Raw genomic sequence first — 25205 nt, 5'->3', positions numbered from 1 at the left:
GAGGAAAAGAATGTCTGACTACAGAACACTGATAGAGAGAATTGAACATTTTTACATAGACGCAGTGGAAGAATTTAAAGAGGCTGAGCAGCAGATTATCAACGATTCTCAGTTCCGCAGCATTATCCGCAAAAAGGATTATGACGGAAACATCGCCAAGCTGAAAGAGTGTAAGAGAACGGCGCAGGATATCAATGTGAATGACATCGAAATCGATGCGGACGATGAAGAATCCAGGGAGGTGGCAGAACGCTTCAACCGGGCGCTGGCCATGTTCAACGGCCTGTGCGACGCCTATGTGCAGCTGCAGGTCTTTCTCAAAAAGAAGTCGATGAAGGAACCGGCAAAGTTTTCAACTTATAAGGAAATCTTCGCCAAAGTACAGCAGTACAAAGAGGCTGCCAATGGAGCGCTTCACGACCTGGATATGGTGTACACGGACTATACGGAGGAGTACGTCCTGGATGACAGGGAAGATTCCGATGAATAAAGGACAGGTTAAAAAGCTCTATATCCTCTATATTCTGGAGATCCTGCGGAAATATTCGGATTCCGACCATCCTCTCATGCAGAAGGAGATCATAGAAATCATGGAGCGGGATTTCGGGGTTACCTGTGAAAGAAAGGCCGTATCCAGAAATTTGGGCGATCTGCAGGATATGGGATACGAAATCCGCCACACTAAGAAGGGATGGTTTCTTGCTGGCCGCCAGTTTGCCGACGGCGAACTGCGCCTGCTGGTGGACAGCGTGATGGCTTCACGGCATATCCCGGAAAAGCAGGCCGGAGAGCTGATCGAAAAGCTGATCAGCCAGTCCAGCATTCATTTTAAAAAACAGATGCGCCATGTTCATAATATCGAGAGGATGGAGCATGACCCGGGAAATGAACTTTTTTACACGATTGAGCAGATCAGCAGGGCCATTGAAGAAAAACGGAAAATTTCTTTTTTCTATAATAAATACGGGCCGGATAAAAAGCTGCATCATACCACCCAGAGCAAGCATCTGGTCAATGCCTATCAGATCGTCGTCGCCAACGGCCGCTACTATTTGATTGGCAATGTGGATAAATATAGCAATGTCACCCATTTCCGCGTTGAAAAGATCACTGACACGGAAATTCTAGACCTGGAGGTAAAGCCCCAGGAAGAGGTGGAAGAGCTGAAAAACGGATTGGATCTTCCGACGCATATGGCGGAACATCTGTACATGTTTTCCGGAAAATCCTCTCTCATCACCCTGAAGGTGGAGGAATGGGGAATCAACGATGCCATAGACTGGCTGGGAAAAGATATCGATATTTCCCGGGAAACAGACGGCTACCTGGTTCGGGTAAGAGCCAACGAGCAGGCCATTGCCTACTGGGCCATTCAATTCGGCGGCAGCGTGGAGGTCCTTTCTCCCGAAAGCCTGCGGCAGCAGGTGGCCGAGCGGGTGAAAGCAATCAACGATAAATACGAAAGGTAATTTTATGGAATATATCACATTGGCGGCGGCACTGGCAGCTGTCGTACTGATGATCTTTGTTCTGCTGAAAATCGGCGCCATGGGGCGTTCCGGCGCGCAGGCACAGCTGATTAAGGAAACGAAGCGCGATCTGGAACAGCAGATTCATGCTTCCAGGCAGGAAACTCTGCAGCTGGTTCAAAGCAGCGTCAAAGCTCTGGGAGAGATGATCTCCGTCAACCAGCGGGGATCGGCGGAATCGCAGGATAAACGGCTGGCGGAGATGAACCGTCAGTTTGCCAATATGACCATGCAGAACGAACAGAAGATGGAGCACATCAGGCAGACCATGGAGGCGAGGCTCAACGCCCTCACCGCTGACAACAACCGGCAGCTGGAACAGATGCGGGACACAGTGGATGAAAAACTGCAGAAGACTTTGGAGGCACGCATCAGCCAGTCCTTCAAGCTGGTGAGCGAAAGGCTGGAGCAGGTGTACAAAGGTCTGGGAGAGATGCAGACTTTGGCTTCCGGGGTGGGCGATCTGAAAAAAGTGCTTTCCAATGTGAAGACGCGGGGCATTCTGGGAGAGATCCAGCTGGGCGCGATTCTGGAGGAGATACTGGCCCCTGATCAATATGAAGAAAACGTTCGCACCAGGCCTTTGGGAACGGAACGGGTAGAGTTTGCCATCCGCCTTCCCGGTGAGGGCGACAGACCCGTATATCTTCCCATCGATGCCAAATTTCCCGCCGATGTCTATGCCAATCTGATGGACGCTTATGACGGAGGGGATCCGCTGATGGTCCAGGAAGCAGGAAAGCTTCTGGAGCGGGCGGTGAAAAAGTCGGCCAGGGATATTCATGACAAATATGTGGAACCGCCGGCAACGACGGATTTCGCGATTCTCTTCCTTCCCTTTGAGGGACTTTACGCGGAAGTGGTGCGCAGGGGACTTGTGGAGACCCTGCAGCGGGACTACAAGATCAACATTGCGGGACCCACCACCATGGCCGCTCTTCTCAACAGTCTGCAGATGGGCTTTAAGACCCTGGCGATTCAGAAACATTCCAGCCAGGTATGGGATGTTCTGGGAGCGGTGAAAACGGAATTCGATAAATTCGGAGATGTGCTGGCGGCCACGCAGAATCGAATCAACCAGGCCAATGCGGAGCTGGACAAATTGATTGGGACAAGAACACGAAGCATCCAGCGCAAGTTGCGCGGCGTCTCCAATCTGGCGGAGGAAGACAGCAAGAAGCTTTTGGATCTTACCGATGACATTGACTGAAGGAGCTATTCGACATGAGCATTTATGCTATCGGCGATCTGCACCTGTCCTTTGCTCCGGGCGTTGAAAAGCCCATGGACATATACGGCAGCGTGTGGACCGATCACGCAAGAAAACTGAAAAACAACTGGTTGGAATTGATCAGGCCGGAGGATACCATCATCCTGGCCGGCGATATTTCCTGGGGGCTCAAGCTTTCCGAAGCCATTCCCGATCTGGAGTGGATCGATGGGCTGCCGGGGAAAAAGGTCATTTTCAAGGGGAATCACGATCTCTGGTGGAGCGGGATCGGCAAACTCAACAGCCTTTACGATTCGATAAGATTTGTACAGAATACGTCTTACGAAGCGGAAGGCTATTTCCTGTGCGGCAGCCGGGGCTGGATATGCCCGGGAAACGACGATTTTACAGGGCAGGATGAGAAGATCTATAAAAGGGAGCTTCTGAGGCTGGATATGTCCCTTGAGGATGCCAGATCAAAAGGAGCAAAGGACAACATCATCGGCGTCCTTCATTATCCTCCGTCCGCGGGGCCTTCCGCGGGCTCGGGATTCACAGAGGCTTTCGCGCAGGCAGGCGTCCGTCAGGTGGTGTACGGCCATCTTCATGGCCAGGATGCCTTTAAAAACGGCCTGCAGGGAACATATAACGGGGTAGCGTACAGGCTGGTCTCTTTGGATTATCTCAATTGCAGGCCTGTGCTGATAAAGGAGTGATTAATATGAAACGAGCGGCAATTATCGTATTGGACAGTCTGGGCGTGGGAGAGCTTCCTGACGCGCAGCTTTATGGAGATAAAGGCGCGGACACCCTGGGGCATATTGCCCGGGAATATCCGCAGCTTTCCATACCGAATCTGCAGGCTTTGGGTTTTGGCAATGTGCCCGGCGCAGCCGGAGAAAGGTTCGCGGTCGACAAGCCTGCGGGAGCTTTCGGAAAGCTCCGGGAAAAATCCAAGGGCAAGGACACCATTACCGGCCATTGGGAAATAGCAGGGCTTTATACAGAGGTGCCCTTTAAAACCTATCCGGACGGATTTCCCGGGGAATTCATCGAAAAATTCGAGAAAGCTATCGGGCGGAAGGTGCTGGGAAATTATTCGGCCTCCGGAACCGTTATCATAGAAGATCTGGGGCCTGAACACGAAGACACGGGGCGTCCCATCGTCTATACTTCCGCAGACAGCGTTTTTCAAATCGCGGCCAATACGGACGTGATCCCGCTGGAAGAGCTGTATCACATCTGCGAGACGGCCAGGGAGATGCTGCAGGGCGACTGGTCCTGCGGTCGGGTTATCGCCCGCCCCTATGTTCTGGAGAATGGCAAGCGGACCAGAACAGCGGACCGAAAAGATTACGCGGTTTCGCCTCCGTCGGCCACCATGCTGGACCATACGGCGGCGCTGGGAAAGGAGACCTATGCCATCGGCAAGATCCGCGATATCTTTGACGGCAGAGGAATTACAAAATCCGTCCATACGGTGAGCAATATGGACGGAGTGGATAAGACCATCGAAGCTTTAAATATGGATTTTGAAGGACTGATCTTCACCAATCTGGTGGATTTTGATTCCAAGTACGGCCACAGAAGAGATCCGGAAGGGTATGGAAAGGCCATCGAAGAATTTGACCGCCGGCTTCCTGAGATTCTCGCCGCTATGAAGGACAGCGATGTACTCTTCCTCTGCGCGGACCACGGCAACGATCCGGTGCACAGCGGCTGGGACCATACGAGGGAACACGTTCCGGTGGTGATTGCCGGAAAGGAAGTCCGGGAAAACGTTGATCTGGGAATCCGGGATTCCTTTGCCGATATCGGAGCAACGGTCTGTGAGCTGCTGGGTGCGGAGAAAACTGCCATCGGCGAGAGCTTTTTGAGTGAAATCAAAAGGTGAGCCATGGTTCAACGAAAATCGTAAAAATATCAAAAGAGGCGCTTTGGGCAGGAAGCGCCTCTTGCTGTTAAAAGCTTATTCCGTTTACAGAGCAGTACCCTTTTTGGGAACAAAAAACTGCGACATATTAACGCCTTCCAGAGTAAGCAGCCTCAGCTTTTTATCAATACCGCCGGCATAGCCGGTGAGACTTCCGTTTGTACCGACAACACGATGGCAGGGGACGATAATGGAAATTTCATTATGCCCGACCGCGCCGCCCACAGCCTGGGCCGACATTTGGGGCAACCCTTTCTGCTTTGCGATTATTCTAGCGATTTCGCCGTAGGTGGTGGTTTCTCCATATGGGATCTGCTGCAGAATCTTCCAGACTGCCAGCCTGAAAGGTGAACCGATCATATGTAAAGGCGGTGTGAAATCAGGTTCTTCGCCTGAGAAATAGGTATCGAGCCAGGTTTTTGTCTGCTTGAAAACAGGAAGATCCGCCTCTTTGTGCTCGGGGTCAAGGCTTTTCGCATAAAATTTTTCACCTTCAAACCAAAGTCCCATAAGGCCGATATTGTCAGCTGCCAGGAGAATACCGCCGAAGGGTGACTGATAAGTGGTCGTGTACTGCATAAATTCAACACCTCCAGAAATTTACTGTCAATGGCATAATCTGCCTTGACCTGTTTTTATGTCCATATTATGATATTATCATAGTTTTGAGCTTTATAGTATCGCAATATGCTGAAAAAGTATGATATGATAGAAAAGAAAATTCAAACAGGGGGAAAGCGAAGATGAATATGAACGATATTATTATAAAAAAGCGGGACGGCGGCGTACTGTCCAAAGAAGAAATCCAATATTTCGTGACCGGATATACCAAGGGAGAGATCCCCGATTATCAGGCGTCGGCTTTATTGATGGCCATATATTTTAAGGGCATGGATAAAGAAGAGACCTACGCGCTGACAACGGCTATGCGGGATTCGGGAGATATTGTGGATCTTTCGGCAATTAAAGGCGTGAAAGTAGATAAGCACAGCACCGGCGGCGTGGGGGACAAGACCACTCTGATCGTAGGACCGATGGCTGCGGCCTGCGGCGTGCCCATTGCCAAAATGAGCGGCAGGGGCCTGGGTTTCACCGGCGGTACAGTGGACAAGATGGAATCCATACCGGGATTCAAAACGACTCTCGAAGAACAGGAATTCATGGATCTGGTGAATAAAAACGGTATTTCCGTTATCGGACAGACCGGCAGCATCGCACCGGCAGATAAAAAAATCTATGCTTTGCGGGATGTGACGGGGACAGTGGAAAACCTCAGCCTGATCACCTCCAGCGTCATGAGCAAAAAGCTGGCTTCCGGCAGCGATGCCATCGTATTGGATGTGAAGTGCGGCGACGGAGCCTTCATGGAAAATCTGGAAGAAGCGAGACAGCTGGGACAGCTGATGGTTGAGATCGGCAATTCCGACGGAAAACGGACCATAGCGGTAATCACAGATATGGACCAGCCGCTGGGCCGGGCCGTGGGAAACAGCCTGGAGGTTATCGAAGCCATCGAGACTCTGAAAGGCAACGGACCTGCGGATATAACCCGGCTTTCGGAGACCCTGGCGGGGATCATGGTATATGCAGGAGGAAAAGCGGATTCGCCGGAGCAGGGCCATGAGATGGCAAAGGAAAGTCTGAGAAACGGCTCGGCTTTGGAAAAGATGCGCCTCTTTATCCAGGGACAGGGCGGCGATCCGGCTATCCTGGAAGATACGACTCTTTTCCCGCAGCATACCTTTGCTGTGGAAGTCACCAGCCCCTCCGATGGATTCATTGAGAAAATCAGGGCCCGTCAGGTGGGAGTCGCCTCTCAGCACGCAGGAGCGGGCCGGGCGACAAAGGACGATGTCATTGATATGGCGGCCGGCATCTATTTAAACAAGAAAGTGGGCGACGCGGTGCTGGAAGGCGAGCTTTTGGCGACGGTTTATGGAAACGACGAAGCCAAGGCGGCCGCGGCAGCCAAAGATTTGGAAGCTGCTTATGAGATCAGCGATACAAAGACTGAGCCCAGACCGCTGATAAAAGAAATAATCGGACTGTAAGGGAGTGGAGCCATGGACATTAAAACGTGGATTGAACAATTTCAAAAGGTGGTGCTGGGAGAATTCGGAGAACGGATTTTGTTCATCGGACTGCAGGGCAGTCAGGCCCGGGGCGAAGCGGGACCGGACAGCGATATTGACGTAGTGGTTATTTTCGATACCTTATCCTTTGAAGACATAAAGAGGTATCGCCAAACCGTCGAGGGTCTGCCCCAGCGGGACAGACTGTGCGGCTTTATTTCGGGGAAAAAGGAGATTCAAAACTGGGAGCAGAGTGAACTGTTCCAGTTTTATTACGATACAATCAGCGTATACGGCAGCTTGGATACGCTGATTTCTTTCGATGAAAAGACCAGCGCCGCCCAGGCCGTTCACATGGGCGCCTGCGCCATTTATCACGGCTGCGTGCATAATTTCCTCCATGGAAAAGATCCTGCAGCGCTGGAGATGCTCTGCAAATCAGCGATCTTTGTCATGCAGGCGGAGCATTTTTGCCGGACTGGACAGCATATCAGAAAGCACGCCGAGCTGCTGCCGCTGCTGGGGGAATCCGAGCAAAAGGTTTTAGAACTGAAAAAGGACTGCGGGGCTAATTTCGAAGTCCTTTCGGAATTGCTGATGGACTGGTCGGCAAAGAGGATCGGCGATTACTGAGCGGATGCGGGAAAGGGTACGTTTATGGCAAAATATATTGTGCAAATTCAGGGGAATATTGATGAATTCACACGTTATCTGGAAAACGCGGTTCTGAAACACAGGGCCTTTTCATCGCTGAAACATCAGTTCAGGACAAAGATCAACAATGTCAGGTGCTGTGTCCAGGTATTTGAGGGATATACGCTGAAAGGTGGCAACTGGCTGACGATGAATGTCACCACTCTGGAATACGGAGGCATGCTTAAAGTCGCTGTCATGACTTCCGGCGGAAGCAACAATTTGCTGTTCAAAAACCTTTCTTTTGGTGTGGAGGGCGAAGAGCGGATGCTGAAACAGGCAAAAGCCATCATTATGGGATACAGGCCGATCCGACTGAGCAAAGGATGAAACCGCTCCGGGCAGGTAAGGAGTGGATTTAACTGTTGGTTAAGTTTTTTGAGAAAATCTTAATAGACGCTCAATAACCTTTCGATAACTCCAATGCTACAATGGAAATAAGCTGATGCACAGAAAGGGAAAGGAGTTTTCGATGAAGCTGCAGGAAATTATAAAAGCCAAAAGGCTGGAACAGAATCTGACACAGGAGCAGGTGGCCCATTGTCTGGGCGTTTCCGCTCCGGCGGTCAACAAATGGGAAAAAGGGGTTTCCTATCCGGATATTTCCCTGCTTTCACCACTGGCCCGGCTGTTGGGGACAGACCTGAATACGCTGCTGTCCTTTCAGGAGAATCTGACAGAAAAAGAAATCCAAGCCTTTACGGCAGAGCTGACCGAACAAGTGATGAAGGGTGATTATGAAGCCGGTTTCCGCAGGGCCATGGAAAAGATTGCCCAGTATCCTGCCTGTACGCCGCTGCTGTTTTACACGGCTGTTACGCTGGAAGGCGCTTTGATCTGTCTGCCGGATGAGGAAAGACAGCCTTATAAGAACGAACTGGAACAGTTGTATGCGCGGGCAGCTCAGGGTACAGATCCGCAGATAAGCTATCAGGCGAAACTGATGCTGGCCGGACGCTGCATGGAACGGAAGGAATATGAACAGGCGGAAGCACTGCTTTCCCAGCTGCCGGATATGTCTATGGACGCGGATTATATGCGCGCCGGCCTGTATGTTGAGCAGCAGGAGTTTTCCAGGGCTGCGGAAATTCTGGAACTGAAAATCGCAGGTTCTGCTCAGGAGCTGGAAACTGCGATTCTGATGATGGTTAAGATTGCGGCGGCAGAGGAAGATAAAGGACTGCTTTCACGATTGACGGCATTGTCTGAAAAAACGGCGGAGTTCTATGACCTATGGGATATTTTCCCGAGGCTGACAGAGTTTCAGACTGCGGCAATCTTAAAGGATATTCCCCGCTGCATGGATGCGCTGAAAAATCTGCTTTTAGCTATGAGGCGGCCCTGGGGAATCAGCCAATCACCGCTGTACAAACACATCAAAAATAATGAAAAGGGCTATGCTTATTCGGAGCAGATGATTTCCGGGTTTGTCGCCGGCCTGCGTACGGACCCGGATTTGGAATTCCTCAGGAAAGAGCCGGAATTTCAGGGGATTATCAAGGCTTTTCAGCTTTAGGATTTTAAGTAAATCATAATTGACTAAAGGGAACGAATGCCGGAAAAAGAAAGGATGGCAAAAATAGATGAAACGGATATTTCTGGTTGAAGATGATAAAGAAATCGCTAAAAATCTTGTGCTTCTGCTGCGGGGAGAAGGGTTTATCGTTGACCATGCGTCTACCCAGGCAGAGGCCATTGCCATGCTTGCCGGAGATAAATTTGACCTGGCGCTGGTGGATATTTCCCTGCCTGACGGGAATGGATTCGCAGTCTGTACGGAGATTCGACAGACACAGAATATACCGGTGATCTTTCTTACGGCTTCCGGCGATGAAGCGAGCGTCGTTACCGGGCTGAACATGGGAGCGGATGATTACGTCACCAAGCCCTTTCGCCCGCGTGAATTGATCGCACGCATTGGAACGGCCCTGCGAAAATCGGGACGCGGCCCATCCGTTTTTCAAATATGCGGGCTTCAGGTCGATACGGCCAGCGGCCTTGTGGAGAAGGATGGGAAAGAAGTTTTTCTTTCCCCATTGGAATACCGCCTGCTGCTTATTTTTATCAATAATCCCAAAGCCATTGTCACCAGGGACCGGCTTCTGGATGAACTGTGGGACGCGTCCGGTGAGTTTGTTAACAATAACACCCTGACGGTGTACATAAAACGGCTGCGGGAGAAGATTGAGGATGACCCTGCGAATCCGCAGATTATATTGACCGTTCGCGGAACGGGATACCGATTGGGAGGCAGCTATGTTTCGAAATAAAGAGGTTCGGCAATTTGCTGCGGTGTTCGTTGGAATAACCGCTGTTACGGCGGCAATCGGATTTTCCATCCGCCCGGCGGCGGGCATACTGATGCTTCTTTCGGCCGCTGCCTTTTGGGCGGCATTTTTTGTGTTTACAAAAGCGAGGTACAAACGTATTGCGCAGATTTCAGACCAAATCGATCTGGTGCTTCATAATACTGACCGCCTGTATATCGGCGGCGGGGAGGAAGGGGAGCTCTCTATCCTGCAAAGCGAGATAACAAAGATGGTATTGCGTATCCGGGAGCAAAATGACGCCTTGAAAAAGGAAAAAGGTCATCTTGCGGATTCGCTGGCCGATATCGCCCACCAGCTTCGTACTCCGCTGACATCGGTAAATCTGATTCTATCGCTTTTGGGAAACGAGCCTGATGAGAATAAACGAAAAGCTTTGCTGCGGGAGGCGGAGGAATTGCTTGCGCAGATGGACAGGCTGCTCAATTCTCTGCTAAAGCTGTCCCGTCTGGATGCCGGTATCGTGGTTTTTCAAAGTGAGCCGATTGATGTAAAACGTCTGATTCATACTGCTCTTCGCCCGTTTCTCATTTCCATGGAGCTGCACAATATTGATCTGCAGGTAAGGGTTCCCGAGGGGACGGCCATTGAAGGCGATTCGGACTGGCTTTCCGAGGCGATTGAAAATCTCATGAAGAACTGTATACAGAGTGTGGGCGATCATGGAAAAATCGAGATTGTTTGCGAGGATACACTGCTGTTTACGGAGATCATGCTCCATGACAGCGGACCGGGGTTCAAAAAAGAAGACTTGCCCCATCTGTTTGAACGCTTTTACCGAGGTAAAAATTCCACTGCCGCAGGGTACGGAATCGGGCTGGCGCTCTGCAGGACCATCATAATGCGGCAGGGCGGGACCATTGCCGCGAAGAATCATCCCCAGGGCGGGGCCATATTTGTCATACGTTTCCCAAAGTGACGGATCTCTCACTTGAAAGTCACGGAGCTGTAAGCTGAAAGTTCTATTATATGGGTAAACCACAGGAAAAGGAGGCTCACATAATGGAGTTTTTAAAAGTTGAAAATCTATGTAAAGTCTATGGGAAAGGCGACAGTCAGGTTACTGCGCTTGACCGCGTTTCCCTCACCATCCAAAGGGGAGAGTTTACCGCGATCATCGGTTCCTCAGGCTCGGGAAAATCCACTCTGCTGCACGTTATTGCCGGCGTGGATAAACCCACTGACGGAAAAGTATTTTTGGAGGGGCAGGACGTATATGCCCAAAGCAACGAAAAACTGGCTATTTTCCGCCGGCGGCAGGTAGGACTCATCTACCAGTTCCACAACCTCATTCCTACTCTGAACGTGGAGGAAAACATTACCCTGCCGATTCTTATGGATAAACGGAAGGTCAATAAAGAACGGCTCGATGACCTGCTGAATCTCCTTGGGCTGCAGGACCGCAAAACACATCTGCCCAACCAGCTTTCCGGCGGCCAGCAGCAGCGGGTGGCCATTGGCCGCGCTTTGATGAACGCGCCGGCCGTTATGCTGGCCGATGAACCGACCGGCAGCCTGGACAGCCGCAACGGGCAGGAGATTATCCGTTTGCTGAAAGAAAGCCACAGGAAATACCATCAAACCCTGATTATTGTCACCCATGATGAAAACATCGCTTTGCAGGCGGACCGCATTATCAGCATCTCAGACGGCAAAGTGGTGCGGGATGAGAGGCAGGTGGCGCGGGTATGAACATTTTCAATAAGGTTACTGTGCAAAGCTTGAAAAAGAGCCGTGCGCGGACGATTGTGACAATTATCGGCGTGGTTCTGTCCGCCGCTATGATTACAGCTGTTGTTACCTTCGGCGTTTCTCTGTTGAATTATATGGAAAAGGGCGCAGCTCAAAAATACGGCGATTGGCATGTTGGTTTTCTGGATGCGGACAAATCTTTCGTACAGGAGCAGACAGCCAGCCATGATGTGGAGAAAACCATAACCTTTGAAAATATAGGCTATGGGGAACGTAATGACAGTAAAGATAAAAACAAACCGTATTTCTTCATCGCCGGATTCAGCGATGAAACCTTTCATGAACTTCCCGTTACGCTTTTATCAGGCAGAATGCCGAAAAACAGCAGGGAAATTCTTGTTCCGGGAGGCACTGCGGCAAAAGACGGCGGGGAAATCGCCATAGGCAGTAAACTTTCCCTTTCCGTAGGGAACCGCATGAAGGGCGGTGAGAAGCTCAGCCAAACGGACCCGTATGATGCCAATGGCGAAATGCTGGTGACAGAGGGCAAGCGGACCTACAAGGTTGTCGGTATCTGCAAAACCCCGGATTTTGAAAGAGAATCCGCACCGGGGCATACGCTGATTACAAAATCGGATACTGGGGATAAAGCAAATGATTTCAGCTTGTTTGTTAAACTGAAAAATCCGCGTGACGTCCATTCCTACGCAAGCGACGCGGCCGGGAACCATGGCTGTATCTTTAATGATAATGTGCTGCGTTTCATGGGGATTTCCGAATCTGCGGGCGACAAGCTGTTCAATGCGCTGCTGTATTCGGTGGGAGTCATTGTAGTGGCCATTATTATGATCGGCTCCGTTTTTCTGATCTATAATGCATTCAATATTTCTCTGAATGAACGCATACAGCAGTTCGGAATTCTCGCTTCTGTGGGGGCCACAGCAAAGCAGCTGCGGAATTCCGTGCTTTTCGAAGGCCTTTGCATCGGCGTGATCGGCACCCCGATCGGCATCGCCGTGGGCATAGGAAGTATCGGGCTTGTGATTTCCGTTGTTTCCAAGAATTTTGGAGACATTCTCTACAGCGGCGTACCTTTGACCCTGAACGTGTCTCTTCTGGCGATCCTCAGCGCAGCCATAGTCAGTATGGTTACCATCTTGATTTCAGCCTATATTCCGGCAAAGAAGGCGGCCAATACACCGGTGATGGAGTGTATCCGCCAGAGCAATGAGATTAAGGTGGAATCCCGGGCCATGAAAATATCCAAGCTGACGCAGCGCCTTTGCGGACTGGAAGGAACCCTTGCCCTGAAGAACTTTAAAAGAAACAAAAAACGTTACCGCAGTATTGTGCTGTCGCTTGTTTTAAGCATTGTGCTGTTTGTATCCACCAGCGCCTTTGTATCCAATTTAAAACAGATGGCGGAACATACAAAAGCTGTCACAGACTATGACATCGGCCTTGGCACGCGGGATATGGAGGACAGTGAAATGCTCCGGCTTTATAGCAAACTGAAAACCGCCGAGGGCGTTTACAAAAGTTCGTATCAGTCGATTAAAGAGTATTCCTGTACGGTCCGGGCGGACCAGCTTTCCGATGCTTACTGGGAAGCCGCGGGAGAGCGTCCGTCGGATAGAACGGTAAACCTGCCCATGGAAATCCAATTTCTTGATGACAGCAGCTATCTGAAAATCGTCAAGAGTCTGGAGCTGCCGGCGGAAGAATATACCGGAAAAGAGGGCAAACTGGTTGCTGTCGCCAAAATGGAAGATGAGACTGGTCAGGCCGAGGGTGTTCATCAGCTTAAGGATATGTTCAAAACACCTTCTCAGAAGGTTACCCTGATCCCCCAGGCAGAGGGCAAAGCGAATACGGCAGCAGCGAAAAAAGAAACTCTTACCTGCGTCGAATTCGTGCCGCCAGATAGTCCGCCGATTCCCGGAAGCGTCGAGCAGAGGACCTACACGTTAGCGATAATAGCGCCTTATTCGCTCATGGAAAAAATGCTTCCCTCCGACGAAGCGGCAGATACCAGAGTTAAGGGCCTGACCTTTCAGTCAGAGAATCCTTCCCGGTCGGCGGCTGAAATGAAGACAATGATCGAACGTACAGGCGTCACAGCAGCATACACCTTTATGAATACATCTGAAATGTTAAATGAGAATCGAAACTATATTTTCATTGCCAATGTGTTTGCTTATACGTTTATCATTATGATTTCCCTGATTGCGGTCGCCAACGTGTTCAATACGATTTCGACCAATATCAAGCTGCGCCGCAGAGAGCTTGCCATGCTCCGCTCTGTGGGGATGGCCGATCGGGATTTCAATAAAATGATGCGCTTTGAGTGTGCCTTTTACGGCATCAGGGCACTGCTTTTCGGAATCCCTATCGCATTCATTGCTTCTTGGCTGATCTACAAGGGAATGTTCGTCGGAGGAGCCGACAGTATCAGCTTTTCACTTCCATGGGCCAGCATGGGAATCAGCGTGCTCAGCGTATTTCTGGTAATCTTTGTTACGATGATGTATGCTGTCAGCAAAATTAAAAAGGAAAACATCATTGATTCGCTTCGGGATGACATGACTTGATTTGCCAGCTGGCCTGCGCTTATGCTATACTTGTGCCAATAGGCAACGATTGGGATGTGCCTGAACAGGAACGCAATTGACCGGATGGAGGAAATATGTCAGAGATTACTACGTTGTTATGGGATGTTGACGGCACACTGCTGGATTTTGAAACATCCGAAGAAATCTGTATGAACCAGTGCCTGGAAAACTATGGGATATCCATTGACCGGCAGCAGTTTGAGTGGTATAAAGCCTGTAACCGCTCTTACTGGGAGCGCTTTGAGAGAAAAGAAATTCCCAAGGAGCGGGTGTATATCGGCAGGTTTGAAGACTTTTTCGCATACTTAGAAATTGACGGTATCGATTATCGGAGTTTCAACGACGATTATCAGAAGGAGCTGGGAAACAGCGCGGTTTTGCAGGACTATGCGCTGGAATTATGTCAAAGGCTGTCGGCAAAGTACCGGCAGTATGTGGTAACCAACGGAAGCAGTATTGCCCAGAACGGAAAACTGCGGGACAGCCAGCTCTACGGCTTGATGGACGGTATCTTTATTTCCGAGGAAATGGGAACGGAAAAGCCCAGCAAAGAGTTTTTCGATTTGTGCGCTCAGAAGATCCCGGACTATGACCCGCAGGCGACAATGATTATCGGGGATTCCCTTACCAGCGATATGGCGGGAGGCGGCAATGCCGGAATCCGCTGCTGCTGGTACAATCCCGCCGGACTTCCAGTCCCGGAAGGCATGAAGATCGACTATGTTATTTCCTCACTGCGGGAGTTAGAAACCATTCTTTTGGTGGAGGAGGGCGCATAGTGTCAAAGGACGGATGCGGAGAAGCAAAGCTGAATTTGGACTTCCGGGCTACAGCCAGATGAAAAAGGGAGCCTGTCATTTCATATGACAGCTCCCTTTTCGTATAAGAAGGCTATTTTCCTGCTTTCTCTGCCAATCTTTCGGCCCACAGCTTTTCAGCCGCAGGCGTCCATTTTTCTGCGTAAGGCGCGGTCTTGGCGCATAGCTCCCCGGCAGCTTCCGGAGCCTGGGGATCTGTGGAATGCGCTCCGGTCTCTTTGACGATGCGGGGCAAAATGTCGGGGTTCTCCAGCATTGGACAAGGCCGGAACATGTTGCCGTTAAATGGCTGCTCATCGTGATAAGCCATGAAGATCGGCGACTGCAGGGCTTCCAACAGAGTGCAGTCGTGGATATTGGCGTTGGAATAATGGATGAAGACACAGGGGTCTACGTCGCCATTGGCATTGATGTGCAGGTAACGGCGTCCGCCGGCAATGCAGCCTCCCACGAATTCCGCGTCGTTTTGGAAATCCATGGAGAAAATGGGCTTGGTCTGCCGGTACGAGCGAATCCGATCGTATACGGTTATACGCTGCTCCGGTGTCGGCAGCAGGTCCGGTGACGCGTCCTTGCCGACCGGCATGTAGTGGAAGAACCAGATAAAGAACGCGCCCATCTCGATCAGTTTGTCGAAGAAGGCTTCGCTGCTGATGTCATCGTAATTCTGGCTGGTATAGCAGGTGGAAATTCCAAAGGGTAGCTTATATTCTTTCAAAAGCTCCATGGCGTGCATAACCTTGTTGTAGACACCTGAACCTCTGCGGCTGTCGTTGGCTTCTTCGAATCCTTCCAGACTGATGGCGGGGACAAAGTTCTTTACCCGCAGCATTTCCTTGCAAAAGGCCTCGTCGATCAGAGTCGCGTTGGTGAAGGAGAGGAAGATGCAGTCATCGTGCTTTTCGCATAGGCGGATCAGATCGTCTTTGCGAACCAGAGGTTCTCCGCCGGTGTAGATGTAAACGTATGTACCCAGCTCCTTGCCCTGTGTAATGATGGAGTCGATATCCTCAAAAGACAGGTTGAGATTTTGGCCGTACTCGGCAGCCCAGCAGCCGGTGCAGTGGAGATTGCAGGCCGAAGTGGGGTCCAGCAGAATGGCCCAGGGGATGTTGCACCCGTATTTCTCCCGGTTTTCATCCTGAGTCGGCCAGCTGAGCAGATTGCCGTTGAGCATAAAGTTGCGGAAGAAGGTGACTCTGGTTTCGGGGTCCAGATCGTAGACCCGCATAATCAGCTGGTACCAGTTGTTTTTCTCGTCAATGGCCTTATGGATCGCGGCTCTCTGGGAAGCAAACTCGTCTTTTGGAAATACATGGTCAACAAATTCCATCAGCTTTGGTATATTGGTTTCAGGATCTTTTTCAAGGTAGTGGAGCACCTTGTTAAATCCAAAGGTTTTCATTCTTTCGTTAAAATTCATCATAGTTCTCTCTCCTTTGCTTTCATACTTGCCGGCCTTTTAAAAATTCCTGCAGCCTGGACCAGCAGTTTTTTGCAGTCTCATATCCGTGCAAATAATAAGATTGCAAAGTGTCATAATCCGTTTCGAAACGCCTTACTTCCGGAGCTTCCGGGCGGATGACAAATACCTGTTTTTCCTCCTCCAGCCGTTCCAGCAGGCGGATCTGCTCCCTGTATGCGGCGGGGCAGGAAATAATCGCGTCCAGCAGCCGGGGATGTTTTTTGTAGTTCTTTTCATATATCCGCCGCTGCATGGATGTCATCAGGGGACCCTTTTCGCGGTTTCTTGTCAAAATGACCACGTTTCGCTTAAAGCCCTGATGAATCGCCCTTTCGATCGGGATGATCCCGGACAGTTCGCCGCTCAGGTAACGATTCCCGTCAAGCTTTACCATCTGGGAGAACAGAGGAATTCCACTGGAAGCCTTAACCAGTGTATTGAGTCTTGCTCTGTCGCGATCTTCGTGAAAATATTCAACCCGGCCGCTGCGGCAGCAGGTGGCTCCGAACTCGCTGTAAGTCTCGGAGGCAAAGAAGGCCTCGTAATCGAAGGAACCTTCATCCTGAGGGTATTCGCAGAAAAGCTGCTCCGGGCTGAAAGACTTTTGGGTACGGATCAGAGGCGCGATTCCCTGTCGGGAAGCAGCGGAATCCTTTTTTGGGAGCATGCGGTTTTTTATGTAGCCCATCTGCCGGGAAAGGTATCCAAGAAGATTACATGCTCCGGCGGAAACACCCACCGCATAAGGAAAGCTGAGACCCTTTTTCAGGAAATAATCCAGTACGCCTGCCGTAAAAACGCCTCGCAGTGCATCGCCCTCCAGCACCAGTCCCGTTCCCTGGGCGCAAATGCCTGTTTTCTCCATGGTCTCTCATCTCCCTTCCGCCTTAGCGCGCACCAACGATGTCCCAATTGTTGATTTTTCTACGTATGGGTATTATAATGTGAAGTGATGATTTTTTCAATTGCCAGAATATACAGATGTGGGTACTATTCCACAAATTTATAAAAAGTGGGGTCGAAAATGACAGATCGCAGAGTACAAAAAACAAAAAAAGCCATTCGGGAGGCATACCTTTCGCTGATCCTGGAAAAGGAAACACCAAAGATAACCATAACGGAAATCGCCCAGAGAGCGGATATTGACAGAAAAACGTTCTATTTACACTATGATTCTATCGAAGATATTATTCATGAATTCGGACGGCAGGAGACGGAAGCGCTGATCCTGCATCTGGAACAAAACGATTTCTTTGACGATACTGCGGATATGGCGGCGCTCTTTCGGGCACTGAACGCATTGATAGAAGCCAATCTGGAGCTGTATCAACATATTGCCAGGACACCGTCCTATGCTTTTTTATGGGGACAGATTAAGGATATACTTAAGGTCAGCCTGACCGAAACCATGGGAGAGCGCCTGGACATTCCGAGGGCGCAGCTGGAAATCTGTGCGGAATTCTACGCTTCCGGAACCATTTCTACTTATTTGGCGTGGCTGCGGGGCGATCTTCCCATGTCGGACGACCAGCTGGCGGAGATCGTAGGCGACATCGCATATTATGGTCTTCATAAACTGATTTCACCGCCGAAAGCAGAAGGGGATGAAGGATAATCTGCTTTGCCGGAGGAGAGGCGGCCTATACGTGAAGGATGGGAACCGCACTCTCACTTAACGCCTACATATCAATAGATGTAAAGGAAAAGCTCATTCAGGTCGCGGCCCTTTTCCTTGGACGGGCACCCCGAATGTCAATGGATGTAAAGAGGTAAGCGTAATTTTGATATTTTTACAGGAATTTAGGGAACCGAAAGCGGCTAAATATCAATCCAGCGGATTCGATTGCGTTATTTTGACACTTTCACAAAGGTCTTAGCGAATTTTTTGCTGAAAGTATCATAGGGGCTTTAAGTAGTTGGATATTTTGACATTATCCACTAATTACCAATATCGATTTGGATAGGGTTATTCTTTTTCCTATTCTTCCATAATATCATAGCGGCGCTTGCCTTTAGAGATGGATTTATACTCGATCGCTTCAGTAGGGCAGCCGCAGATGCAGGCCATGCAGTGGGTGCAGTTGCCTTTCCATGCAGGTTTTCCATCGACCATGTCGATGTTGTTTAAGGGGCATCGACGGGTGCATTTGCCGCAGGAAATGCAGGCATCGGAAACGGTGAAGCCTTTGTCCTTGATGAAAAAACGGTAATAGAGTACATTCACTGGACCGCTGATTAAGCGGTCTGCCAGGGACACCGAAGCCTCGGTGAAAGGCTCGCCTTGTCTGATTTGGCTTGCAAGCTGGGAAAAAACAGGCTTTGCCCGGGCAATGATGGACTCGCATTCGCTTTCGCTGGGGGCAGAGGAAAGGGCAATATAATTTTCCGGCATATGTACAGAAGCAAGGCCCTGATAAACCATACCGGTTTTGTCACAGAGTTTTTTTGCGTAGGCTGCTGCGTTTCCGCCGGTGCTGCCGCCGCGGGTCAGAACAAAATAAGCGTTTTTGTTACCCTCAAATTCCATATCGCAAATCCATTTCTCCACCACCTTCGGCACGCGCCAGGCGTACACAGGCGCGACAAATACCAGCGGGCGCTGTGAGCGAAACGTCTTTTTTTCGCCATCTTTGAGATGTTGATTAATAGAAACAAGTTCATCGCCAAGCTGCTCTGCGATCTGCTTTGCCGCCAGCTGGCTGTTTCCTGTACCGCTGAAATAAAAAACCATATAAGTATCCCTCTTTCTCAATAATTTGTACTGCTTTCACCATTCTGTGCCTTGCGGCGCCGCCGGTACAAATGGTGAATATCGTATAGGATGCGAGCCAGGTCGAGCATCCTTCACGATTCTACACCTTACGGCAACGCCGTACAAATTGGGTAGAATCGTATACCTTGCGAGCTGCGGTAACCTTTCGCAAAAATCGTGCAAGGTTGTGGGTTTGCGGGAATTCGATTTCGCATTGTAACGCACTAAATCATTTCCGGATCGTTTATCCAAAAAAATAGGTAAGAGCGGATCTTTTTTCAACGTTTCTTACCCTTGCCGGTCAATCTTAAGTGGAAATTTCCAAAAAATAAATCCGTAAAACCCGCAAACCCACATATTTTATCCGCTTCGGCCTAACTCAAAGCAAAAAGCGCCAGGTCCTCTTCTTGACTGTTCCGGTTCGGTAAATATGGAATAAACTGTATTGATTCTGCGACCATCTTGCGAGTTTTGCCTGTTTGGTCGCGGGATTTTAAGCTCAAAACCGGATTTGGTCGCAAACTGCACAACCAACTCGATGCGGCTCGCAAATTACACGATCGGACCAATTTGTAAGTTTCAGCCTTTTTTTAGCAATGTACATATTTGTTCAACAACGGGTTCATTTCTGTTTGCTTGTTGAGGTATTTTCAAGGTTTGCGGGCTCTGTTCCTGTTCAAAACCGCATATTGACCGAGTTTTTGTGCGCTCAGGCCTTGTATCCTTGAAAAAAGGTCAACAAGAAGCTGATTTTTCGCTGCATGTTGATAAAAATAGCAATTTACCTTTTGGGCAGTGTTTCATATGAGCCGGTTCCTGCAGTGCAGCAGCTACATACGTTTCAGACTAATCTTCCATAATGTAATATCTTCGGTTTCCCTTGGATGCGGATTTGTATTCAATCGCTTCCGCAGGGCAGCCGCCGATACAGGCCATGCAGTGAGTGCAATTGCCGTTCCAGACGGGTTTCCCGTTCGACATATGGATGTTGTTTAACGGGCATCTCAGTGCGCACTTTCCACAGGAGGTGCAGGCGTCTGACGCGGAAAAGCCTTTGTCACGAACAAGGAGCGGATAGTACAGGGCATTGACCGGCCCGCTGATTATCTTATCCTTTAAAGAAATTCCGGCATTGGGGAACTGCTCTTCTTTTTGAATCAATGCGCCAAGGGTTGCGATCTGCTTTTCGGCTTTTTCCAAAATAGCCGCGCATTCCGCTTCATCCGGTGTATTGGACAACGCTACGTAATTGTTGGGCATGGCCACCGGTGCCAGTCCCAGAAAACGAAGCTTCTTCTGCTCACAGAGTTTTTTTGCATAAGCGGAGGCATTGCCGATGCTTCCGCCGCAGGTGAGGATAAAATAGGCATTTGGATTGCCCTCAAAGGTTGTGTCGCGAATCCACTGCTCCATCACCTTGGGCATCTGCCAGGCATAGGTAGGACCTACAAATACCAGAGGCTGCTCAGATAAAAAGCTCTTTTTTTCGCCGCCGGTTTTGAGGCATTGATTGATGGAAATAAGTTCATCGCCAAGCTGCGCCGCGATCTGTTTCGCCGCCAGCTGGCTGTTTCCGGTGCCGCTGAAATAGAAAATCATAGTAAATACACTCCTTTTTATTTTTTTATGGTATGTCGATTCCGCTGACCATTTGCTGCAGATATTCCTTTGCCTGCTCTTTGGAACACTCCTTTTTATCCAGGTATTTCCACTCCAAAATGATCAACACAACCTGACTGTACAGATTGGCGGCCATCTCCCAGGGCACCTTGAACCGGTGGGACTCCGGGTTGCTTTTAAAGGCTTCCGACATGCTGGATAGCAGGTAAAAGCGAATTTGATTGATGAGATATTGGTTGGGGTGGTTATTTTTCAGAACCTTTTCAACAGTCTCTTTGTTCCGATCTAAAAAATCAAAACAGTTTTCCATAAGCGCATTCATGCGTGCAGAACATGTTCCCTCATCCTGACAGCCGCTGTCCAGCTGCTTGCGTGCGGTCATGAAGCAGTATTCAAGAAGATCGTATTTGTCATCAAAGTAGTTATAAAAGGTAGCCCGGGGCAGCATGGCCCTCTCGCACAGCTCACCCACAGCGATTTCCTCAAAGGATTTTTCGGAGAGAAAGGACAGCATCGCCTGCTGGAGAGAAAGCAGGGTGCGGCTGGCTCCGATCGTCAGTTTTTTCGAAACGTCATATTTCATAGTTGGTATCTCCTTTGACAATTTTTCATTTTTGTCTAAATTTTTTCATACGTTTTATTCTGTCACTTGTCTTTCTGTAAAAACCATTATAAACTAAAATCAAATTTTAGACAAGTGTAAAAATCAAAACAAGCGAAAAAATAATTTGCAAGACTATAATTATATAATTAATCAAATGCAAAATTGTGAGGTGTCAGGATGAAATATGAGAGATTATTGGAACGGCAGCGGACTTTTTTCTGCTCCGGAAAATCAAAAGAATATTCCTATCGAATCAATGCGTTAAAGGCGCTCCGGGAAGCCCTCGTTTATTATGAGGAAGAAATCAATCAGGCGCTTTTGGAGGATCTGAATAAGTCGCCTTACGAAACTTTTATTACGGAATATGGCCTTGCGCTTCAACAGATCCGTCTTGCGGAGCGCAAGCTAAAGGGCTGGATGAAGCCTCTTCGAAAAAAGGTCGGAATTACCGGATTGCCTGGGAAAGCTTATGAGCTGGCGGAGCCTTATGGAGTCGCACTCATTATATCCCCCTGGAACTACCCGCTTTCTTTGGCCATCCAGCCGCTGATCGGCGCCATCGCAGCCGGGAATTGCTGTATAATGAAGCCCTCCGAGTTATCTCCGCACACTTCGAATATGCTTGCAAAAATTGTAGCCCGCGCTTTTTCGGAGGAATACGTGGCTGTCGTATTGGGAGGAAAAGAAGAGAGCGAACGGCTTTTGGAACAGCGGTTTGACTACATTTTCTTTACAGGAAGCACGGCAGTGGGCAGGTCTGTTATGGACAAAGCTGCGCGGCATCTTACCCCGGTTACCCTTGAGCTGGGAGGGAAAAGCCCCTGCATTATTACAGCCGATGCAAATGTACGGGAGGCAGCCAAAAACATTGCGTACGGCAAGGTGATGAACAGCGGGCAAATCTGTATTGCCCCTGACTATGTACTCGCAGATGAGACTGTAGCGGAACAGTTTTGCAGGGAATTTGCAGAGCAGTGCCAAAGGATGGTGCGAGATGCGCTCACAAATTCCAAGTATCCCCGTATCATCAGTCAAAAACATTTTAAACGCCTGCAAGGGCTTATGGAAGGTACGGTGATCAAAAGCGGCGGACGTTCCGATCCGGAAACGCTTAAGATAGAACCGACTGTTCTTGTGGATGTGAAGCCGGATTCACCGGTGATGCAGGAGGAGATTTTCGGGCCGCTGCTCCCAGTGCTTACCTTTCGAACCTTGGATGAAGCGGAGGACTTTGTGCAGGCGAGGGAAAAGCCACTAGCGCTTTATCTGTTTACCACAAGCAAAGAGACAGAGAGAAAAGTATTAAACAGTCTCTCTTTTGGCGGAGCATGCGTCAATGATACGATTTCCCATATTGCCTGTGAGGGACTTGCGTTTGGCGGAGTTGGCCAAAGCGGTATGGGTGCGTACCACGGCATACACAGTTTTGAGACTTTTAGCCATAGAAAGGGAATCTATAAAAAATCCGGCCTGTTCGAGTTGTCGATGCGATATCAGCCTTATGGAGATAAGGCAAGCAGGCTGCTTCGGTTCCTGATGAAGTGAGCGTGCCGTATATTTTGAATCAGAGAATGTCACAATAAATAATAGTAACTTTAGCCAGCAAAAGGCGTGTTATGGCCTGGTTATAAAAGAGATGATTAAGAAGAAAACTATATTTAACTATGAGGAGGAAAAAATGGAATATCCTAATTTATTTACATCAATGAATATTGGTTCGGTGGAGATTAAAAATCGGTTGGTCATGACCGCCATGTGCGTGGGACTTGCCGAGCATGACGGAGCGGTCAGCGAGGCTCTGGCCGCCTATTATGAAGAAAGGGCCGCCGGCGGAGCGGGACTGATCATTACGGAATGTTCCCGCATCAATGAGACGGATGCCGTCTCCCATTCCAGCATGCTGTCCATGTCCCACGACCGGTATATTAAGCCGCTGAGCAAAGCGGTGGAGCGGGTTCATGCCCACGGAGCAAAAATGTTCGTTCAGCTCTTTCACCCGGGGCGGCAGAATGTGGTTATTTTTCCGGCTCTGTGGCAATTTAATGAGCGGATGGCGCGGATTATTCCCCACTATTGGGATTTGTATTTCAAGGCCACCAGCAAGTTTGACGCTTCCGCCATGGACGACCCCAAAACTGTGAAGCGGATGAAGCGCTACATGAAACCCCTCCTGGCTCCCAGTGATGTTCCCTGCGGGCTTGGGGAAAATCCGATTCGCAACCAGAGTACCGTTCCACTGACCCTTTCACAGATCAAGACCCTGATCAATCAATTCGTCTCCGCTGCCAAGCGGGTAAAGAAGGCGGGGGCTGACGGAGTGGAGCTTCACGCTGCCCATGGCTATCTGATCCAACAGTTTTTAAGCCCTTATACTAATCGCCGTGAGGATGAATACGGTGGAACGCTTACAAACCGTATGCGCTTCCTGAAAGAAATCATCGATGGCATTCGCAGGGAATGCGGGGCGGATTTTCCCATCAGCGTGCGTTTATCGGTAGAAGAATTCTACGATATGATCGGTTATCCCGACCAGGGCATCACTCTGGACGAGGGCGTAGAGATGGCCAAGAGGCTGGAAGGATTCGGAATCGACGTACTCAATGTCAGCAGCGGCAACTATGATACGGCGCAGACCTCCTGTGAACCCATCAGCTTTACCCCTGGCTGGCGCAAGTATCTGGCAAAAGAGGTCAAGAAGCAGGTCAAAATTCCTGTCATCGCAGCCAACCTGATCCGCACGCCGGAGCAGGCGGAGGCGCAGCTGGCGGAGGGAACGCAGGATTTCATTGCCATGGGGCGTTCCTATTTGGCTGACCCTAAGTGGCCGAAAAAGGCTATGGAAGGACGAAGCGAGGACATCAACAGGTGCATCTGCTGTCTGCGCTGCATGGAATCTTTTCAGGAAAACATTATGAACGGTAAACCGGTGGAGTGCGCGGTCAATCCCCGTGCCTGCCGGGAAAGTAAAATTCCTTCCGCCGCGCCGAAGGACGGCCGGCAAAGGCAAGTGGTTGTCGTGGGTGCGGGACCGGCGGGCCTGACCGCAGCGGTAGAGCTGGCGGCGCGTGATTTCAAGGTGACCGTATTGGAGCGAGGCGATGCTCCCGGCGGGCAGCTCATCCTTGCGGCAGCGCCGCCCCTCAAAGAGAAGATCGACTGGCTGATCCAGTATCTGACCCGGCAGGCTCTGCGGCTGGGCGTGGATATTCAATACAATACCCAGGCTACCAGACAGCTGATCGACAGCTATCAACCCTATGCGGTGTTCCTCGCCACTGGTGGAGAGGCGGTGGCACCGAGAATTCCCGGCTCCGAATCAGAGGCAGTAACCACGGTTACGCCGATTCTAACGGGAGAAAGGGAGTACACTGGCAAAGAGGTCGCGGTTATAGGTTCCGGCATGACTGGCCTGGAAACGTCAGAGCTTTTAATGGAGCAGGGCAATACTGTCACCATCATTGAGATGGCGGATGAGATTGCTCCCGGCGCATATCCCGTCAACGCATCGGATGTGATTCAGCGACTGGAAAAAGGCGGCGTGCGGTTCCTGCCGGGCAGAAAGCTGGAGCGCATCGGAGAAGGCATGCTCTATCTTCGCCGCACGGATGAGGTGCAGGAGGAAATCCAGGCCGATTATACGGTGCTTGCCATCGGCGTACGCAGCAGCAATGGACTGGAAAAAGAATGTGCGGGGCATTTTGAGCGGCTTTATCCCATCGGCGACGCAGTAAAACCCGGACGCATTGGAAACGCCACTGGCAGCGCCTTTGAACTGGCTCGCGCCTTACAGTGAAAACAGGGTTGAGGAGGAATGTCTGTAGAGTGTCAATAACTTGAGAAAATGTCTCTTTTTGCGAAGGAAATTCACTTGAGAAAAT

Annotated in this window: 23 protein-coding genes; 17 read left to right on the top strand and 6 right to left on the bottom strand. The window is 50.0% G+C overall.

Annotated features, from left to right (window positions below; translation table 11 throughout):
- Positions 1-10 precede the first annotated feature (10 nt).
- Genes NE619_RS13405 through NE619_RS13385 form a run of 5 tightly spaced genes read left to right on the top strand, consistent with a single transcriptional unit; the run spans position 11 to position 4633 of the window.
- Complete coding sequence (locus NE619_RS13405; RefSeq protein ID WP_256132939.1) at positions 11-490, top strand: hypothetical protein; 480 nt, start codon at positions 11-13, stop codon at positions 488-490.
- The gene (locus NE619_RS13400; RefSeq protein ID WP_256132938.1) at positions 465-1469 is read left to right on the top strand and encodes a helix-turn-helix transcriptional regulator; all 1005 of its coding nucleotides are present in this window, start codon (positions 465-467) and stop codon (positions 1467-1469) included. The genes NE619_RS13405 and NE619_RS13400 overlap by 26 nt, the downstream gene beginning before the upstream one ends.
- 4 nt (positions 1470-1473) lie before the next feature.
- Complete coding sequence (locus NE619_RS13395) at positions 1474-2739, top strand: DNA recombination protein RmuC (protein ID WP_256132937.1); 1266 nt, start codon at positions 1474-1476, stop codon at positions 2737-2739.
- A gap of 14 nt (positions 2740-2753) precedes the next feature.
- On the top strand, positions 2754-3455 hold the full coding sequence (locus NE619_RS13390; protein WP_256132936.1) for a metallophosphoesterase: 702 nt from the start codon (positions 2754-2756) through the stop codon (positions 3453-3455).
- A 5-nt stretch (positions 3456-3460) separates the two neighbouring features.
- Positions 3461-4633 carry a phosphopentomutase gene (locus NE619_RS13385; RefSeq protein ID WP_256132935.1) on the top strand — a complete coding sequence of 391 codons (1173 nt, stop codon included), beginning with the start codon at positions 3461-3463 and terminating at the stop codon, positions 4631-4633.
- 84 nt (positions 4634-4717) lie between these two features.
- Here NE619_RS13385 and NE619_RS13380 read toward each other — a convergent pair whose 3' ends face one another.
- A complete protein-coding gene (locus NE619_RS13380; protein WP_256132934.1) occupies positions 4718-5251 on the bottom strand; it encodes a methylated-DNA--[protein]-cysteine S-methyltransferase in 534 nt (177 codons plus the stop codon).
- A gap of 164 nt (positions 5252-5415) precedes the next feature.
- Between NE619_RS13380 and NE619_RS13375 the strand changes: the two genes are divergently transcribed.
- The 9 genes from NE619_RS13375 (at position 5416) to NE619_RS13335 (ending at position 14847) form a co-directional block, all read left to right on the top strand.
- Positions 5416-6723, top strand: a complete 1308-nt coding sequence (locus NE619_RS13375) for a pyrimidine-nucleoside phosphorylase (RefSeq protein WP_256132933.1) — start codon at positions 5416-5418, stop codon at positions 6721-6723.
- Positions 6724-6735: 12 nt separating this feature from the next.
- A complete protein-coding gene (locus tag NE619_RS13370; RefSeq protein WP_256132931.1) occupies positions 6736-7377 on the top strand; it encodes a nucleotidyltransferase domain-containing protein in 642 nt (213 codons plus the stop codon).
- 24 nt (positions 7378-7401) lie between these two features.
- Entirely contained in the window at positions 7402-7767 is a 366-nt protein-coding gene (locus NE619_RS13365; protein ID WP_256132930.1) for a DUF6054 family protein, read from the top strand.
- A 142-nt stretch (positions 7768-7909) separates the two neighbouring features.
- Positions 7910-8953, top strand: coding sequence for a helix-turn-helix transcriptional regulator (locus NE619_RS13360; RefSeq protein ID WP_256132929.1), 1044 nt, complete (start codon positions 7910-7912; stop codon positions 8951-8953).
- A gap of 67 nt (positions 8954-9020) precedes the next feature.
- The gene (locus NE619_RS13355; protein WP_256132928.1) at positions 9021-9707 is read left to right on the top strand and encodes a response regulator transcription factor; all 687 of its coding nucleotides are present in this window, start codon (positions 9021-9023) and stop codon (positions 9705-9707) included.
- Positions 9694-10683 (top strand): sensor histidine kinase, encoded by a 990-nt coding sequence (locus NE619_RS13350; protein ID WP_256132927.1) that lies wholly within the window; start codon positions 9694-9696, stop codon positions 10681-10683. The genes NE619_RS13355 and NE619_RS13350 overlap by 14 nt, the downstream gene beginning before the upstream one ends.
- A gap of 83 nt (positions 10684-10766) precedes the next feature.
- Positions 10767-11456 carry an ABC transporter ATP-binding protein gene (locus NE619_RS13345; RefSeq protein ID WP_256132926.1) on the top strand — a complete coding sequence of 230 codons (690 nt, stop codon included), beginning with the start codon at positions 10767-10769 and terminating at the stop codon, positions 11454-11456.
- Positions 11453-14047: an ABC transporter permease gene (locus NE619_RS13340; protein WP_256132925.1), complete on the top strand. Its 2595-nt coding sequence runs from the start codon at positions 11453-11455 to the stop codon at positions 14045-14047. The genes NE619_RS13345 and NE619_RS13340 overlap by 4 nt, the downstream gene beginning before the upstream one ends.
- A 95-nt stretch (positions 14048-14142) precedes the next feature.
- Positions 14143-14847, top strand: coding sequence for a YjjG family noncanonical pyrimidine nucleotidase (locus NE619_RS13335; RefSeq protein ID WP_256132924.1), 705 nt, complete (start codon positions 14143-14145; stop codon positions 14845-14847).
- Positions 14848-14959: 112 nt separating this feature from the next.
- Here the strand turns inward: NE619_RS13335 and NE619_RS13330 are convergent, their stop codons facing one another.
- Complete coding sequence (locus NE619_RS13330; RefSeq protein ID WP_330640760.1) at positions 14960-16312, bottom strand: radical SAM protein; 1353 nt, start codon at positions 16310-16312, stop codon at positions 14960-14962.
- 19 nt (positions 16313-16331) lie between these two features.
- Positions 16332-17216, bottom strand: a complete 885-nt coding sequence (locus NE619_RS13325; RefSeq protein WP_256132923.1) for a patatin-like phospholipase family protein — start codon at positions 17214-17216, stop codon at positions 16332-16334.
- A 159-nt stretch (positions 17217-17375) separates the two neighbouring features.
- Here NE619_RS13325 and NE619_RS13320 point away from each other — a divergent pair, with 159 nt between their 5' ends.
- Entirely contained in the window at positions 17376-17966 is a 591-nt protein-coding gene (locus NE619_RS13320; RefSeq protein WP_256132922.1) for a TetR/AcrR family transcriptional regulator, read from the top strand.
- A 363-nt stretch (positions 17967-18329) separates the two neighbouring features.
- Here the strand turns inward: NE619_RS13320 and NE619_RS13315 are convergent, their stop codons facing one another.
- From NE619_RS13315 to NE619_RS13305, 3 genes are all read right to left on the bottom strand, one after another.
- Positions 18330-19082 carry an EFR1 family ferrodoxin gene (locus tag NE619_RS13315; protein WP_256132921.1) on the bottom strand — a complete coding sequence of 251 codons (753 nt, stop codon included), beginning with the start codon at positions 19080-19082 and terminating at the stop codon, positions 18330-18332.
- A gap of 867 nt (positions 19083-19949) precedes the next feature.
- Entirely contained in the window at positions 19950-20702 is a 753-nt protein-coding gene (locus NE619_RS13310) for an EFR1 family ferrodoxin (RefSeq protein WP_256132920.1), read from the bottom strand.
- Between the two features lie 25 nt (positions 20703-20727).
- Positions 20728-21306: a TetR/AcrR family transcriptional regulator gene (locus tag NE619_RS13305; RefSeq protein ID WP_256132919.1), complete on the bottom strand. Its 579-nt coding sequence runs from the start codon at positions 21304-21306 to the stop codon at positions 20728-20730.
- A 198-nt stretch (positions 21307-21504) separates the two neighbouring features.
- Here NE619_RS13305 and NE619_RS13300 point away from each other — a divergent pair, with 198 nt between their 5' ends.
- Complete coding sequence (locus NE619_RS13300; protein WP_256132918.1) at positions 21505-22872, top strand: aldehyde dehydrogenase; 1368 nt, start codon at positions 21505-21507, stop codon at positions 22870-22872.
- A 133-nt stretch (positions 22873-23005) separates the two neighbouring features.
- A complete protein-coding gene (locus tag NE619_RS13295) occupies positions 23006-25120 on the top strand; it encodes an NAD(P)/FAD-dependent oxidoreductase (RefSeq protein ID WP_256132917.1) in 2115 nt (704 codons plus the stop codon).
- The last annotated feature ends 85 nt before the right edge of the window (positions 25121-25205 follow it).

The organism is Anaerovorax odorimutans, from assembly GCF_024459955.1.
Lineage (GTDB): Bacteria > Bacillota > Clostridia > Peptostreptococcales > Anaerovoracaceae > Hominibacterium > Hominibacterium odorimutans_A.
The sequence above is the reverse complement of the archived record's forward strand: the minus strand, read 5'-3'. Positions and strand labels throughout refer to the sequence as shown.